Origin of the sequence: Rhizobium sp. NZLR10, from assembly GCF_019685125.1 — a bacterium.
Lineage (GTDB): Bacteria > Pseudomonadota > Alphaproteobacteria > Rhizobiales > Rhizobiaceae > Rhizobium.
The window spans coordinates 36,475-51,898 of record NZ_JABDWE010000027.1; the positions used below are offsets into that span (position 1 = coordinate 36,475).

Annotated in this window: 12 protein-coding genes; 5 read left to right on the forward strand and 7 right to left on the reverse strand. The window is 62.0% G+C overall.

Going from position 1 to position 15,424, the window contains the following annotated elements; translation table 11 throughout:
• Positions 1-8: 8 nt before the first annotated feature.
• Together HJB82_RS29665 and HJB82_RS29670 are read left to right on the forward strand one after the other, a co-directional pair.
• Entirely contained in the window at positions 9-1,220 is a 1,212-nt protein-coding gene (locus HJB82_RS29665) for an MFS transporter (RefSeq protein WP_221142274.1), read from the forward strand.
• Positions 1,221-1,310: 90 nt separating this feature from the next.
• On the forward strand, positions 1,311-2,513 hold the full coding sequence (locus HJB82_RS29670; RefSeq protein ID WP_221142275.1) for an ROK family transcriptional regulator: 1,203 nt from the start codon (positions 1,311-1,313) through the stop codon (positions 2,511-2,513).
• A gap of 55 nt (positions 2,514-2,568) precedes the next feature.
• On the opposite strand, the gene HJB82_RS29675 is transcribed toward HJB82_RS29670, so the two are convergent.
• The 7 genes from HJB82_RS29675 to HJB82_RS29705 form a co-directional block, all read right to left on the reverse strand.
• A complete protein-coding gene (locus tag HJB82_RS29675) occupies positions 2,569-3,591 on the reverse strand; it encodes a class I SAM-dependent methyltransferase (protein WP_221142276.1) in 1,023 nt (340 codons plus the stop codon).
• A gap of 187 nt (positions 3,592-3,778) precedes the next feature.
• Complete coding sequence (locus tag HJB82_RS29680) at positions 3,779-5,800, reverse strand: beta-N-acetylhexosaminidase (protein ID WP_221142277.1); 2,022 nt, start codon at positions 5,798-5,800, stop codon at positions 3,779-3,781.
• Between the two features lie 51 nt (positions 5,801-5,851).
• Complete coding sequence (locus HJB82_RS29685; RefSeq protein WP_221142278.1) at positions 5,852-6,796, reverse strand: ABC transporter ATP-binding protein; 945 nt, start codon at positions 6,794-6,796, stop codon at positions 5,852-5,854.
• A complete protein-coding gene (locus HJB82_RS29690; protein WP_221142279.1) occupies positions 6,793-7,608 on the reverse strand; it encodes an ABC transporter ATP-binding protein in 816 nt (271 codons plus the stop codon). The genes HJB82_RS29685 and HJB82_RS29690 overlap by 4 nt, the downstream gene beginning before the upstream one ends.
• The gene (locus HJB82_RS29695; protein WP_221142280.1) at positions 7,605-8,507 is read right to left on the reverse strand and encodes an ABC transporter permease; all 903 of its coding nucleotides are present in this window, start codon (positions 8,505-8,507) and stop codon (positions 7,605-7,607) included. The genes HJB82_RS29690 and HJB82_RS29695 overlap by 4 nt, the downstream gene beginning before the upstream one ends.
• Positions 8,507-9,487 (reverse strand): ABC transporter permease, encoded by a 981-nt coding sequence (locus HJB82_RS29700; protein ID WP_221142281.1) that lies wholly within the window; start codon positions 9,485-9,487, stop codon positions 8,507-8,509. Before HJB82_RS29700 ends, HJB82_RS29695 begins: the two co-directional genes overlap by 1 nt.
• A gap of 19 nt (positions 9,488-9,506) precedes the next feature.
• On the reverse strand, positions 9,507-11,198 hold the full coding sequence (locus tag HJB82_RS29705; protein ID WP_221142282.1) for an ABC transporter substrate-binding protein: 1,692 nt from the start codon (positions 11,196-11,198) through the stop codon (positions 9,507-9,509).
• A 338-nt stretch (positions 11,199-11,536) separates the two neighbouring features.
• On the opposite strand from HJB82_RS29705, the gene HJB82_RS29710 reads away from it, so the two are divergent.
• The 3 genes from HJB82_RS29710 to HJB82_RS29720 all read left to right on the forward strand — a co-directional run bounded on the left by HJB82_RS29710 (position 11,537) and on the right by HJB82_RS29720 (position 15,135).
• Positions 11,537-12,445, forward strand: coding sequence for a flagellin (locus HJB82_RS29710; protein ID WP_221142283.1), 909 nt, complete (start codon positions 11,537-11,539; stop codon positions 12,443-12,445).
• A 212-nt stretch (positions 12,446-12,657) separates the two neighbouring features.
• Positions 12,658-14,196 carry a DHA2 family efflux MFS transporter permease subunit gene (locus HJB82_RS29715; RefSeq protein ID WP_221142284.1) on the forward strand — a complete coding sequence of 513 codons (1,539 nt, stop codon included), beginning with the start codon at positions 12,658-12,660 and terminating at the stop codon, positions 14,194-14,196.
• Positions 14,197-14,577: 381 nt separating this feature from the next.
• Positions 14,578-15,135, forward strand: coding sequence for a dihydrofolate reductase family protein (locus HJB82_RS29720; protein WP_221142292.1), 558 nt, complete (start codon positions 14,578-14,580; stop codon positions 15,133-15,135).
• The last annotated feature ends 289 nt before the right edge of the window (positions 15,136-15,424 follow it).

Consider the following 15,424-nt stretch of genomic DNA (forward strand, 5'->3'; position numbering starts at 1 on the left):
ATGAGCGCATGAGCCGGCTTTTCCCCGACGTCTTCCGCAAGCCGGCGATCCGCGCCAGCATGATCGCCATTTTCACCTTCGGAATGGCAGGCGCAATGACCGCACCCTATCGTTCCATCGTGGGCATCCGCGAATTGGGCTTGAGCGACGGTCTCTATTCCGTGCTGAGCTTCGCCTCGGCGGCCGTCAACGTGGTCATCAGCATCCTGCTCGGCAATCTCGCCGATCGGCTCGGCGAGTACCGCTCGGCGATGATCGGCGCCTGCCTCTTCGGCATCGTCGGCTACGGCATGGTCTATAGTTTTCCGAGCGCGGCGGTCTTCGTCATCAGCGGGCTGCTGCCGCTGCCGATCTACGGGGCGCTGAACTCGCTGCTGTTTGCCAATGCACGCGCGGCGATGCACGGCATGAACCGGAGCGACATGGTGACGGCCAATTCAGGTGTGCGCGCCATGATCTCGCTCTCCTGGGTGCTGATTCCGGGAGTGACCGGCCTGCTGCTTTCGGGCGCATCGAGCATGCTGCCGGCCTATCTCTTTGCCGCCATCTCCTGCCTCCTCTGCCAGGGCATCATCCTCTTCGCCCTGCCGAAGCGGGTGGCAATGGAGATGGCCGCGGTTCATCATCTCACCTATCTCGGCGCGCTTCGCCAGGTAGTGTCGCCGCGGATTTCAGCGCATATCGCCGGTGTGGCGCTGATCACCAGCACGCTGCATCTGAACGACGCCCTTCTGCCGTTGATCGCCACCGGTGCTGCCCATGGCGCGCTCAGCGATGTCGGCATTCTTGTCGGCATCGTCGCCTTGCTGGAAATCGTCTTCATCATCGTCTGGTCGCGGATTGCACGGAAAACCGGGCAGATGACGGCGCTTGCCGCCGGCACCATCATCTATGCGGTGTTCCTCAGCCTTCTCGGCTTTGCCTCGCAGCCGTGGCACCTCTATGCGCTGACCTTGATCGCCGGCATCGGCGCCGCCGCGATCATCAGCATTCCGATCACCTATCTGCAGGATCTCATCGCCGATCGGCCGGGCCTCGGCAGCGCGCTGATCTCCGTCAATATCTTTGCCAGCGCCGGGATCGGCGCGCTGGTCTTTGCCGCCGGCACAGCCGTGGCGGGCTATTCTGGAACCGCCATTCTGAGCGCCGTCGCGGGATTGTCGGGCATCGCGATCCTCGGCTTCTTGCAAAGGCGCAATGTCCATCGAGCCGACGCTTAACGCATCGGCGTGTTATGGATCAGAAGAATGTGGCTTTCATCACTGTTGGTCTTGTGACAAGGGTGACGCACCACTTCCTTTGAAGGCGACATGAAGGCGATCTCCGGCACCAATCTCGAGCAGGCCAAATCTCACAACCGGCGTGTGGTGATCGAGGCTGTGCGGACGAACGGTCCTTTGTCGCGCGCGGCGATCGCCCGAATGACGGCGCTGACTGCCCAGACCGTATCCAACATCGTCGAGGAGCTGGAGAAGTCGCATCTTCTCGTCCCGGCCGAGGCACAGAAGCTGGCGCGCGGCCAGCCGATCATCCCCTATTCGATCAATCCCGCCGGCGCCTATTCGATCGGCCTCGAACTTGGCCGTCAACGGGCAAGCGGGGTTCTGACGGATCTTTCCGGCGCCGTCCGCGCGCGCATCGAGCGCCACGTCGAACATGCCGATCCGCAAAGGGCGATGCCGGCTCTGCAGGCGATCGTCGAGGATCTTCAGGAGGCCTTTGCCTTCGACCGGAACCGGCTGCTCGGCGTCGGCATGGCCCTGCCCGGCCGCTATGCCGATGGCGGCATCACCTCTCTCAGCCCGCAGAACCTGCCCGGCTGGCAGGATTTTCCCGTCGGGCATGAACTGGAACAGCGGGTCAAGGTGCCTGTGCTCGTCGAAAACGATGCGACGGCGGCGGCGATCGGCGAGCGTCTTCATGGCGTCGCCCGCGGTTTGAGCAGCTTCGTCTACCTGTTTCTTGCCGGGGGTGGCGGCATCGGCGCCGGAATGTTCCTCGACGGCCACCTCTACAAGGGCAGCCGCAACAATGCCGGCGAGATCGGCCATATCATCGTCGAGCCGCACGGCAAGCTCTGCAGCTGCGGCAAGCGCGGCTGTCTGGATCGTTACATCTCGCCGACCGTCGCCTACGAATTCATGGGCATTGCCAATGCCGAGGAACTGTCTTCGGACGATCTCGACGCGCTGATCGCCAAAGGCGGCGAAGGCCTGGACGCCTGGCTCGATCAGGCCGTCCAGCCGCTGCGACAGACCCTGGACTTTCTCGAACTGGCCTTTGATCCGCAGACCATCGTGCTCGGCGGCAGCGTATCGACATCGCTGATGCTTCGGCTTGCCGAGCGACTGGAGCCGCTGCACACGCCGATCGATCCCGATCGAAAGCGGGCGGTGCCCCGCGTCATGATCGGCATGACCGACAAGGATACGGCGATCCTCGGGGCCGCCGCCCTGCCGATCTTTTCCGAAACCAATCCGCGCTTCGACGTCCTGCAAAAGCCGCTCGGCTAATTTCGCTGAGCCGATCGCCTCTGATCCTGGCATAGAGATATGCCCGGCCCACCGGCTATTCGAAGAGAATGAGGCTGGCCGGCGTTGGCGGCATCGGTTTGACCGTGACGCCGGCAAGACCGGCCTGTCTTGCCATCTCGGTCAGCTCACTTTGCGTATAAGCCTGGCCCGCCGGCGTGCTGGCGAGCATTTCCCAGGAGAACGCCGCGGGAAAAGGCGGCGACACGCCATCTTCGTTCGGCACGAAATCGACCGCAACGATCCGACCATCCTTCGCAAGGCTTGCGGCGATCTTTCGTAACAGCTGGGCGCATGTCGGCACATCGAAGTGGTGCAGGAAATTTGGAAGCAGGACGAGATGATAATCCGTGCCCCACTCGACATCGAAGGCACTGCCGGCGATTGTCCGATACCTGTCAGCCACGCCGGCTTTATCCGCATTCTGCTTCGACAGCTCCAACACGGCGGCCCAGTCGACGGCGACGATCTCCGCCGATGGAAAGGTTTTCGCAATTTCGATCCCGAAAACGCCTGGACCTGCAGCAATGTCCAGAACCTTTTTGGGAGACCTTGGCCAGCCGGAGATTTCGCCAGCCAATATTTTGGCGCTGAGCCCGGTAAAGGAGCCCATGCCGCGCGCAAACTTCAACCAGACGGGATTGTCTGCCGACATGTTCGCAAGCCCGGTCGAACCGCCGTTTCGCACGGCCGCGGCCGGATCGCGCAGAAAATTATCCAGTATTTCGGGTGCGGCGACGAACTCGACGGCAGAGCCCATATAGGCCGGCGAATTGCGATCGAGGAACATTCTGGTCGAGGGCGTCATTCGGTATTGTCCGCTCTCCTTTGTCAGGAAACCATGGACCACAAGGTAGTCGCACAGGATGCGCACCCCACGCTCCGAGGCGTTCGTTGCCGACGCCAGCAAGGCTGCCGTTTTGCCATCGCCGATATGCGTAAAGAGATCGAGCTCGATGGCCGCCTTGATCGCTGCCGTCTTCCGGCAGGCAAACAGTGCATCGACCACGAGTTCGGGCGACACGACGCCGGCATTGAAGTCCTCGACGATCGTTTCCATGGTATCCCCCAAGAGCCCTCGATCGGTCTTGCCTGGCAGCGCCAGCCGCGGAAATTATGCGTACATTCGCATATTCTACAATACTTACCGCGCTAAGCCTATCGGGTGCCCCAATGGCCGACCGTCAACCTCGCAGACCTACTCGGCGGTCGACCGGGACCGTTCTGTCACGGTCCCGGTCCTCGCCTTACGACTGTTGCAGCCCGTAGAGCAGCGGCATCAGGCCGGCGAGCGCCTTGAAGCGTTCCCATGACTTGAAGGAGGGTTTCGTCCAGCCGGTTTCGGCAAGTCCGGACAGGCGCGGAAAAACGAGGCGGTCGAAGACGGCGCGATCCGTCATCGGCTCGGACCAGATGCAGGCCTGGATGCCGAGGAGTTTGCCTTTCTGCGCGTCCGTCCAGCCGCCGACCGGATCGAAATTATAGAGCTTTTCAGCATCTGACGTTCCCGCCCAGCTGGCGCCGGGCTCGTCCCAGTCCGGTCTCAGCGCCATGTCGAGGTAGTAAACCTGCCCAGGGCACACGACCAGCTCGTAGCCGCGTCCGGCAAGTTCGGCCGAGACCTCGACATTGCGCCAGCTGCAGAGATAGCTCTTCGCTTTGTCGATGACATCGCCATGCGCCGCCTCTTCCCAGCCGCCGGTGATGCAGCCTTTGCTCGCCAGGAAACGCTGCACGCGCTCCAGGAATTCGGCCTGCAGGATCGCCGCACCCGAGCCGTGAATGTCGTCGGCGCCATGGGTGTTGGTCACGACGTTCAGCCGCTTAGCATGCGCGTCGGCAATCGCATCGCCGGCCACGCTACGCAAGCGGTCGAGCGCTGCCGGCGAGCCGGACCATGCACCGAGCGGCACCTCGTCGGCGCCGAGATGGATGGTCTTGAACGGAAAGAGCTCGATCAGTTCCGTCAGGATGGTCTCGACGATCTCGTAGGTTTGCTCGAGGGCGGGATTGATGCAGTTGTCGGGAAAACCCTGAACGGAATAGTAGCTGCCGACCTCGGACGGATCGCGCAGTTCCGGTATCGCCTGCAGCATCGCGTAGCAGTGACCGGGCACATCGATCTCCGGCACGATCTCGATGCCGAAGCTCTTTGCCTCAGCGACGATCTCGCGGATGACTGATTTGGGATAGTAACCGCCCGTGCGGGCCGGGCTCGAACCGAGGAGCGGCGGAACCGCAAGACCGTGGCCGCGCCAGGCGCCGATCTCGGTCAGCGCGGGATAGGCGTCGATCTCCACGCGCCAGGCCTCGTCGTCGGAAAGGTGCCAGTGGAAGCGGTTGAGCTTGTTCCAGGCAAGCACCGCGATCAGCTTCTTGACCTCGGCGGCGCCGTAGAACTGGCGGGCGACATCGAGATGCAGCCCGCGCCAGCCCATCGCCGGCTCGTCGACGATCTCGCCGGATGCCGGAAACTGGAAGACGCCGGGATGCAGCCTGGCGCCGCGCCAGATCTGGCCGAGTGTGACCAGGCCGTAGAGAAAGCCGGTGCGGCTGCTCGCCTCGACCGTCAGCCTCTCCTCTTCAAAGCTCAGCCGATAGGCTTCGGGACCGAAACCGGCGGCCTCCTTCAGGGCGACCGGCACTGCGCCTTCCGCTTCGGTGCGCACAATGCCTTCGACGGCGAAGAGATGCTCCACCAGCGCCGCGAAACTTTGCGCTGCCGCCTCTCCTTCGCCACTCTGCGCCCGCGGCGCAAAACCGGCCGGCAACGGACGGCGGGACGTGACCGCCACATGGTTCGGCCAGGGAATGATCGACACCTGAACCGGCGCATTGACGGGAACCGGATAGATCTCGGCGCCCCGCTTCAGTGGCGCATTGCTGACCGAAGAGCGCGTCGGCTCGATGGTAAGCACGATCGTGCTGCCATCGGAAAGCGCGAGATAGCCGCTCGTCGCCCCGTCCGTCCAGTGGCGGAACTGCCAGCTCAGCGCGTAGACCGAGATCGTCCAGGTCTCGCCTGCGCCGAGAACGAAATTGGCCGGCGGCTGGAATTCGGTGAAATTGGAGAGCCGCTTCGAGACCGTGGCGCCTTCGACCCGCCCGGCCGGATCGACGCGGCCCGGACCGCTGATGCAGAGGGAGAAATTCGCAAGCGGCTCGCTGCCGAGGTTCTTGAGGCGCAGGACATAGGAGAATTCCTTGCCGTCGGCAGGCGGGTTCCAAAGGGTTTCAAGCCGCAGGGCTTTCGGTCGCGGTGTGGACATGGTCACTCTTTCCTCTTGAGAATCGGCTTTTGAAAATCGGGCCTTTGGAATTCAGCTCTTGAGCATTCCGGCATTGGAAACGCCGAGCGCGCGTATGAAGTGGTTGGTGCCGACCTGCTCGATCACGGTCGATTCAGGGCAGCTCAGCGAACGCACCTTTTCCGCCTGTTCGAGGAACCGTGCGCTTCCGCCCGTCACGAACGGCCTGCTGCCGTCCGGAACGGCTGAGAGCAGCAGCCTTGTATAGGGATGGCGCGGATCGGAGAGAACCCTCTCGGTGTCGCCCCATTCGACCATCTGGCCGGCAAACATCACGACGATCTCCTCGGCCACACGCGCCGCCGTTGCGATATCATGGGTGATATAGAGCATGGCGAGATCGTTTTCCCGTTTCACCGTCGCGAGCAGATCGAGAATATCCTTGCGGATGGAAACGTCGAGCATCGAGGTCGGCTCGTCGGCGACCAGCACGCTCGGTGCGACGGCAAGCGCCCGGGCGATGTTGACGCGCTGGCGCTGCCCTCCCGAAAGTTCATGCGGAAATTTCTGCCGGGTTACATCGGGTTCCAGCCCGACGCTTGCGAGCAGCCGGGTAATCTCCCCGGCGAGATCAGCTTTCGCGCCGCTCTGCCGATGCAGTTGCAGCGGCCGCGCCAGATGATGGCTGACGGTGAAGGCCGGGTTGAGCGACGAGAACGGATCCTGGAAGACCATCTGCACCTCGCGGCGGTAGCGATGTTCATCCCTCGCCTTGCCGCCGGCGGTCAGCTCCTGCCCGCGGAAAAACAGCCTGCCGCCGGTCGGCCAGTCCAGGCGCGCGATGATGCGGGCGCAGGTCGTCTTGCCGCAGCCGGATTCGCCGACGAGCGCCAAAGCCCGGCCGGGAAAGAGCGAGAAGGACACACCTTTCAGCGCGCGGACCGCGCCGAAATTGCGTTGTATGTCTTCCAGCCGGATCACGGCGTCAGCGACGACGGGATTTGCCTCCGCTTTCATGCCACGACTCCCGATAGATGCCGATGATCAGGAAGCTGCGGAATGGCATTCCAGAGCTTGCGCGTATAGTCGTGCTGCGGCGAATGGGCGACCTGGTGCACGTCGCCCACTTCGACGAGTTCGCCCTTCAGCATGACGCCGATGCGCCGGCAGAGCTGCGCCATCAGATGCAGGTCATGGGTGATGAAGAGCACGGAGAAGCCATAGGTCCGCTGCAGGTCGACGACCTGTTCGAGGATTTCCCGCTGCACGACCACGTCGAGCGCCGTCGTCGGCTCGTCCATGATGATGAGTTCCGGTCTCAGCGCCAGGCAGATGGCGATGACGATGCGCTGGCGCATGCCGCCGGAGAACTGGTGCGGGTAATCGCCGATGCGATGCGTGGGAATGCCGACGAGCCGGAACATCTCCTCGGCCCGAGCCCGGGATTCCGCATGCGAACAACCGGTGTGCCGGCGCAGAACGTCGTGGAACTGCGCCTCGACCCGCATCAGCGGATTGAGCGAATTCATCGCGCTCTGGAAGACCATGCCGATGCGCTTCCAGCGGATCCTCTGCAATTCGCGCTCCGGCAGCCGCAGCAGATCCTGCCCGTCCAGCCGGATGCCGCCGCCGCTGATCCAGGCGGGCGCCTTGGAAAGACGGGTGATGGCATAGGCGATCGTGCTCTTGCCGCAGCCGGATTCACCGGCAAGCCCGAAGATCTCGCCGCGGCCGATATTGAAGGAGACCTCCTTGACGGCGCGGAACTCTCCCTTGTCGACGAGGTAGTCGACATTGAGTTTTTCGATTTCCAGAAGATTGTCGCTCATCGGCCAAGCTCCAGTTCCCTGTTGCGGGCGCGGTTGAGGCGGAACCAGCGGGTCAGCGCCGGGCCGGAGCGGAGCTGCGGATTGGCGATCTCGTCGAAGGTGAAATTCAAAAGCGCAAGGCCAAGGCCGGTCAGCGCGATCCCGAGTGCGGGCACCCCGATGTCCCACCATGCGCCGACCATGATCGCCGAGGAATTCTGGGCGTTGTAGAGCATCGTGCCCCAGGAGGCTTTCAGCGGATCGCCGAAGCCGAGATATTCGAGCGTCGTCTGGGCAACGATGGCGTAGATGATGCTGCCGACGAGGTTGATCCCGATCAGCGTCGTCAGGTTCGGCAGGATTTCCACGAAGATGATGCGCCAGGCCGGCTCGCCGATCATCTTCGAAGCCGTGACGAAATCACGATTGCGAAGCGCCATCGTCTGCGACCGCGTCATGCGGGCGCCCCAGGGCCAGGAGGTCAGCGCGATGATGATCATGATCGTCATCGGCCCCACCGTGCCGGCGAAGGAGGCGAGCAGGATCAAGAGCGGCATGTTCGGGATGACGAGCACCGCATTCGTCGCAAGGTCGAGCACCGCATCCGTCCGGCCGCCGGCATAACCGGCGATGAGGCCAATCGCCGTGCCGAGAACGGTGATGGCAATGCCGGTGGCAAAGCCGACGGAGAGAGAGCTGCGGGCGCCCCAGACGAACTGGCGATAGACATCCCGGCCCATCTTCGTGGTGCCGAGAACATGTTCGATCGACGGCGGCTGATGCGAGCGTCCGACGCGCGCGCCCGGCTCGCCGGGTGCGACGAGCGGCGCAAACAGCGCCATCAGCCAGAGGACGGCGATGATGATGAGGCCGGCCAGCGCCTTTTTCTGCCTGAGGATAGGCCATAGGGTAAAGCTCATCACGCAGCCTCCCGCAATCTCGGATCGACAAGTCCGTAAATGATGTCGACGAGGAAGTTGGCGCTAAGGGTCGCAAGCGTCATCAGCAGCAATTGTCCCTGGATGACGGGGTAATCGCGGGCGATGCTGGCGGTATAGAGCGTCAACCCCAGGCCGGGATAGTTGAAGACGATCTCGGTGACGATCGAACCGCCGAAGACGGCGCCGAGCATCAGCGCCAGATTGGTCAGCACGGGAAGCATGGCATTGCGCGCACCGTAGCCGAACATGACGCTCAAGTGGCTCAGCCCCTTGGCGCGGCCCATGGTCACATAATCCTCGCCGAGCACCGAGATCATCGACGAGCGCATTGTCGTCTGGAATTCGCCGATCAGAAACGGCGAAAGCGTCAGGACCGGCAGGATCGCATGAACGAGGACGCTGCCAAAGAATGTGAAATTGAAGGCGGGATCGAGATTGGGATCATAGGCATAGCCGACTGGAAACCAGCGCAGAGAAACCGCGAAGACGAAAAGCGTCGTCAGCGCCACGATGACAGGCGGCACCGAAATCATGATTACCGACAGCGGCGAGACGATGGTGTCGAAACGTCCGCCGCGGCGCCAGGCCGAGATCGCACCGAGCACGACGCCGACGCAGAGCGAGAAGATGATCGCGGTGACCACGAGGAAGGCGGTCCAGAGCGTCGAACGGCCGAGAACCTGGACGACGGTCTGCGGATAATATTTGACCGAGACGCCGAGATCGAGGGTTGCAAGCCCCTTCACATAATCGACGAATTGCCAAAGCATCGGCTGGTCGACGGCGCCGAAGCGCGCCTTGATCGCCTCGATGGCGGCAGGTGTTGCCCGTGGACCGAGCTGGGCGATCATGGCGTCGACCGGGCTCCCCGGCATCAGCCGGGGGAGAATGAAGTTCACGACGATGGCGAACGCCAGGGCGACCGCATAGACGCCGAGGCGCCGGCTCGAAATGCGCATGATCGCTCCCTTGCGAGGCCTAACCGACCGGCTTCAGACGCAGCAGATGCATCAGGCGCATGCGGTTGTTGTCGTGATCCTCCGGATTCATCACGGGATCCTTGTCGGTGACCCAGCCGGTGAAACGCTTGCTGGAGAACTGATACCAGGTCGGCCCGTTGAAGACGGGCACGACGGGGAAGTCGTCGGCGATCAGCATCTGGATGTCGCTGAAGATCTTCTTGTGATCGTCGTCCGACGTCGCCTGCAGATATTGATCGAAAAGCGCGTCCAGCTTCGGGTTCGAATAACGCGAGGGCGCGCCGGTGATGCGCCCGCCATAGGCGGTCGACAGGCTCTGGTAATAGCCGCGGAACGGCGTTGCGCCGTCGGCGCGGGAGTTCATGACGACCTCGAAGCTGCCGTCGATGATCTCTTTGCGCCATTGTTCATATTCGGGCGTGGCGACCGACGCGTTGATGCCGCTAGCACGCAGCCCTTCGACGGCGATCTGCACCGCATCGATCCAGTCCGTCCAGCCGTTCGGAACGATGATCGGAAAGGCGATCGGCTTGCCGCTCGGCGTCGTCCGGAAGCCGTCGGCGCCCTTCTTGTAGCCGGCATCGTCGAGGACCTTGTTGGCCTTCTCGGTATCGAAGCCCATGAAGGCGTCCTTGTCACCCTCGGAATCCTTGTTGCGCCAGGTCTCAAAACGCGGCGGCAGGCCGGTCGCATGCTCGTTGACGACGGGATAGCCGAAGCCGGCAATATCGACCATGGACTTGCGATCCATGGCGAGGCTGAAGGCATGGCGGAAGTTCAGGTCCTTATAGGCTTCGAGGTTGCCCGCATTGCCGCTCTTGAAATTCATCTGGAAGGCGACGGTTTCGGCCGGCGGTTGCCAATAGCCGTTATGGTCGGCATCCAGCGCGATGAAGGTCTTGTCGATCTGCGGAATGAAGGAGCCGATCCAGTCCATATTGCCTTCCGGCAGGATGGCGAGCATCTGGTCGTTGCCGGAGATCTGCGGCAGCCTCAGGCAATCGACATGCAGCGAGGCGGCATCCCAGTAATTTGGATTGCGGCACTGCTCGTAGACCTGCGGCGTGAAGCGGCGCAGCTCCGTCATCGGGCCGGAACCGACCGGCTTCTCGTTCTTGAAGGCGACGGGATCGGAAACGTCCTTCCAGATATGCTCGGGAACGACGGCGAGGTCGGCCAGCGCTTCCGGGAAATCGGAGTTGACGGCCTTGAGATCGATCTTCACCTCGGTCGCCGACGGCGTCTCGACCGAGGCAACGGTCTGACCGACGCCGACCGTGTCGAGGGCTGCGTTCTTCAGCATGAGGCCGATCGTATATTTCACGTCGGCCGACGTCAGCGGCTGGCCGTCTGACCATTTCACACCGGGTCGCAGCGTGTAGGTGACCGATTTCATATCCTCGGAGAATTTGTAGGCGGTCGCCAGGCGGAAGACCGGTTTACCGCCATCCTCGGCATTGAAGATGACCAGCGGCTCGTAGATGAAATCCATCGTGCTCTGCCGGCGGCCGGCAAGATCGAACGGATTGAAGTTCTGAACCCAGCTGGTCTGCTCCTCGATGTGCATCGTCAGCACCGATTCAGCGGCCGCACTGCCCGTCCCGAAAGCGACGAGCGCCGTCAGAGCGGTTGCCGCTGCCCAGCCGTCGCGCACGGAAATGTTGCGAAACATGCTTTTGCTCGATCTCATTCCAACGTTCCCTCGTTCTTTATTTTTGAAGTCAATCAAATTGATTTAATATTGATAGTCAGTTTCCCGCCGGTGCGTCAATTGCCGATCTCAAATTTTTGCGGGCGGCATCCGGAGCCGTTCTCGGCAGACATCGAGATGCACAATTTCATGGTGAACAAAAAAATAAGGGCCGGGCTCGCCGCGTTAACAATTAAGGTACTTTTAAGTACGATAATTAATCCAACGATGGCGAATTGATCGGAAACTCCAGGTCAATAAGCATGACGCTGCTCGCCACGGCCGGGATGTTTGCCCGGGTTTCAACATATTCAACCTCCGAACCAGGCGAATTTCCCATGACGAGCATCAATACCAACAATTCCGCGATGGCTGCCCTTCAGACGCTGCGCAGCATCAATTCCAATCTCGAAACGACACAGAATAGTGTCTCCACAGGCTACCGGGTCGACACCGCGTCCGACAATGCCGCCTACTGGTCAATCGCCACCACGATGCGCTCCGACAACAAGGCGCTGTCTGCCGTGTCCGATGCGCTCGGCCTCGGCGCGGCAAAGGTCGATACGGCTTACACGGCAATGGACAGTGCGATCGACGTCGTCGACGAGATCAAAGCCAAGCTGGTGGCCGCGACCGAAGACGGTGTCGACAAATCAAAGGTCCAGGAAGAAATCGGTCAGCTGCAAGAGCAGCTGATGAGCATTGCCCAGTCGGCGTCGTTCTCAGGCGAAAACTGGGTCGCTGGCGCTGACGGCACGAAGAGCGTCGTATCGTCATTTGTTCGCGACGGCTCCGGCGCCGTTTCCGTTAAGATGACGGATTACGTTCTGGATACTGCCTCCCTGGGCAATGTGCTGTTCGGCATGAGCGGCGGGTCAATCGAAACCTCCACGGGTATCCTCGGAACGGCGGATGCAAACGGCGATTCCGTCTACTCGCTCGACATTACCAATTTTACCACCGGTCAGATCCAGTCGGCGCTGTCGACCATCGAATCCGCGCTGTCGGCGATGACGTCCGCCGGTGCGCAATTGGGCTCGGTTTCGACCCGCATCGAACTGCAGGAAGATTTCGTCGGCGCGCTGTCCGATTCGATCGACTCGGGCGTCGGGCGGCTGGTCGATGCCGACATGGAGGAAGAATCGAGCAAGCTGTCTGCCTTGCAGACGCAACAGCAGCTGGCGATCCAGTCGCTGTCGATCGCCAATTCGTCCTCCCAGAATATCCTGTCGCTGTTCCGCGGCTAATCGCAAACGCCGATGCGAAGGGAGCCGGGCGCATAAAACGCCCGGCTCACCTCCGCCGATCAAACGATCGAGCCTAGCCTTCCCGGCCGGACTCGATCGCATTTGGTGACCCTTTTGCCCTGATTTGCCGGTTGACATGTCGATCGTCTCGACCGCAAACATGATCGGTCTTCTCACCGGGGCAGAAAATGCCGCGCGCGCGGGATCATCGCATGGAACGAGTTGAGCCTGCCCATCCCGATGCAAGGCCTGCCATCGTCTGGCTCGGCTTCCTCGCCATGTGCATCGGCATGTTCATGGCGATCCTCGACGTTCAGGTGGTGGCGACGTCGCTGCCGACTATCCAGTCAGCGCTTGGTATCGATCCGGATCAGATGAGCTGGATACAGACGGCCTATCTCATCGCCGAAGTGGTGGCGATCCCGCTGACCGGCCTGCTGACGCGGCTTTTGACGATGCGGTGGCTGTTCGTTACCGCCATCAGCCTGTTCGTTGCGGCCTCGGCTGGCTGTGCTGCCAGCAGCAGCTTCGGTGAACTGGTGGCCTGGCGGGTACTGCAGGGCTTTTCCGGCGGAACGTTGATCCCCTCGGTGTTTTCGGCCGTGTTCATCCTTTTCCCGAACGAGCGGCAGGCGCTGGCGACGACGATCGCCGGCGTGCTTGCGGTGCTGGCACCCACCGTCGGGCCGATCGTCGGCGGATGGCTGACCGAGACCTATTCCTGGCACTGGCTGTTCCTGATCAACATCCTGCCGGGCATTGCCTCGGCAATCCTGGCGGCGCTCTTCCTGCCGCGACAGGCGGCCGATCCGTCCGAACTCCGGCATCTCGACGGCCTGTCGCTGCTCCTGATGGCAACCGCGCTGACGACCCTGGAACTCAGCCTGAAAGAGGCGCCGACCAGCGGCTGGACCTCGACCTATGTGCTGAGCCTGCTGGCGGTCTGCCTGGCGTCGGGCGGTATTTTCATCCGGCGAACGCTGCGCCGCGGCCGGCCGATCGTCGATCTCGGCAATTTCACTGACCGGAACTTTCTCGTCGGCTCGGTTCTGAGCTTCGTGCTCGGTATCGGCCTGTTCGGCTCCGTCTATCTGATGCCGGTCTTTCTCGCTTTTGTCAGGGGCCACGACGCCCTTGAGATCGGCATGACGATGCTGGTCACCGGCATCGCCCAGCTGATCACGGCGCCGGTCGCGGTCGCGCTGGAGAAGCGTTTGGATGCGCGGCTGCTGTCGGCCGCCGGTTTCGCCCTGTTTGCTATCGGCGTTGGGATGAGCGCCCTTCAGGATCCGCGTTCGGATTATGACGCGATGTTCTGGCCGCAGGTCGTGCGCGGCGTCGCCATCATGTTCTGCCTGCTGCCGCCGACGCGGCTGGCGCTCGGCACGCTCCCGGCCGATCGCATTCCCGATGCGAGCGGCCTTTTCAATCTGATGCGCAATCTCGGCGGCGCCATCGGCATCGCGCTGATCGACACCATCATCTACACGCGGTCCGAACCGCTGGGGCAAAGTCTCTGGGCGCGTCTTCAGGCCGGCGACATCGACGCCGCGGCATTCGTCGGCGCACCTCTTCAGAGCATATCGGGCCATAGCCGCAGCTTCGATGCGGAGACCACGGCGCTGCTCGATCCGCTGATCCAGACCGCGGCCAGCGTTCAGGCGATCAACGAGGCCTGGATGGTGGTCGCCGTCCTGACCGGCTGCGCCCTGCTCTGCCTGCCCTTCGCCAGGCGGCCGGCGCCGGCATGAGACCAATGTGACGAGCCCGGCTTAAATAAAATCACCTAACCTATTGATTTCACGAGAGGTGTCTCATTAATAGCGAATCTGGGTGACTGCGCGCATTGAACTGGACCAAAAGTGGCCCAGCACTATAGGGTTCGCTGGATATGGGGCCGGACCAAACCAGTCGGCTCGAGCATGGTTCGGCCCCTGAGATAGGGCAGTACCCAAAATCCGTATTCGGATGTCGGCGTCAGCGTCGCTCGAGCGTCCTTGGGAACATCAAGACCGTCCGCCCGCACTCTCCGTTTGCCTGAACGAGCTTTTGCATCAATAGCCCACCCGCAGGGCGAAATTCCCACCGCCCCAGTTTGGAAAAGACCACAGGAGATAAAAGTGTCTACATCAGTGCTCTTCATGTCCATGTCACTGGACGGGTATATCGCGGGCCCCAACGATGAAGTGGGCAATCCCGGCGGCGACGACTTTATGCGGTTGCACGAGTGGTACGGGGATTTTTCCCGACCGACCGGACCGGTCGGACAATTGTGGGACGAGTGGAACGCGCCAGGTGCGATTCTGGCGGGTCGGCGAACCGTGGAGCAGGTCGATCACTGGGGCGGTGACAATCACGGTGTCGCGATCTTCGTACCCAGTCACAGGCCGCCCGGGCCATCCGTCGCGAATTATCCGTTGGTCAAATACGTAAGCGACGGGATCGCGAGCGCAATGGCGCAGGCGAAGGCCGCCGCCGGGGACCGGGACGTGTTGATGCTTGGCGCGTATACGGCGCAACGGGCGTTGGAAGCTGGCGTGCTCGACGAACTGCAAATACACCAGGTTCCAGTCTTGTTCGGATGTGGCCGCCGAATGTTCGAAGTCTTACCATCGCGCGTCGAGTTGGAGATCGTTCGGGTGATCAATACACCCGAGGCCACGCACATCCGCTACCGCGTCCGCCGCTGACCAGGGAGGTCAACGGCGGCAGGCCGTCATGGGCTTTCCTGCTGGCGCTTCGTCGGTCGCGGTCAACACGCGGGCATGTGCGACAGCTGAAACACCTTTATCGTGCGCTTGATTGGGGTTATTTCAGCTTAAAACCCGCGCCTATGTGATCGCAGCGATAAATGTAGTGCGATTGGCAGACGGAACCCCATTGCCTATCTGCTTCGCTTTAGACCAGTGTTTGTTTCGCTCCAATGTGAGTTCGTACCTGTGACAGGTTGCCGATCGGCGGATCGCCGGTAAGATTTCC

Bases quoted from the DNA above. Each gene is read 5' to 3' on its own strand.
- HJB82_RS29665 (WP_221142274.1), top strand. From the start codon at position 9: ATGAGCCGGCTTTTCCCCGACGTCTTCCGCAAGCCGGCGATCCGCGCC.
- HJB82_RS29690 (WP_221142279.1), bottom strand. From the start codon at position 7,608: ATGAGCGACAATCTTCTGGAAATCGAAAAACTCAATGTCGACTACCTC.
- HJB82_RS29700 (WP_221142281.1), bottom strand. From the start codon at position 9,487: ATGCGCATTTCGAGCCGGCGCCTCGGCGTCTATGCGGTCGCCCTGGCG.
- HJB82_RS29680 (WP_221142277.1), bottom strand. From the start codon at position 5,800: ATGTCCACACCGCGACCGAAAGCCCTGCGGCTTGAAACCCTTTGGAAC.
- HJB82_RS29670 (WP_221142275.1), top strand. From the start codon at position 1,311: ATGAAGGCGATCTCCGGCACCAATCTCGAGCAGGCCAAATCTCACAAC.
- HJB82_RS29710 (WP_221142283.1), top strand. From the start codon at position 11,537: ATGACGAGCATCAATACCAACAATTCCGCGATGGCTGCCCTTCAGACG.
- HJB82_RS29705 (WP_221142282.1), bottom strand. From the start codon at position 11,198: ATGAGATCGAGCAAAAGCATGTTTCGCAACATTTCCGTGCGCGACGGC.
- HJB82_RS29675 (WP_221142276.1), bottom strand. From the start codon at position 3,591: ATGGAAACGATCGTCGAGGACTTCAATGCCGGCGTCGTGTCGCCCGAA.
- HJB82_RS29695 (WP_221142280.1), bottom strand. From the start codon at position 8,507: ATGAGCTTTACCCTATGGCCTATCCTCAGGCAGAAAAAGGCGCTGGCC.
- HJB82_RS29715 (WP_221142284.1), top strand. From the start codon at position 12,658: ATGGAACGAGTTGAGCCTGCCCATCCCGATGCAAGGCCTGCCATCGTC.
- HJB82_RS29685 (WP_221142278.1), bottom strand. From the start codon at position 6,796: ATGAAAGCGGAGGCAAATCCCGTCGTCGCTGACGCCGTGATCCGGCTG.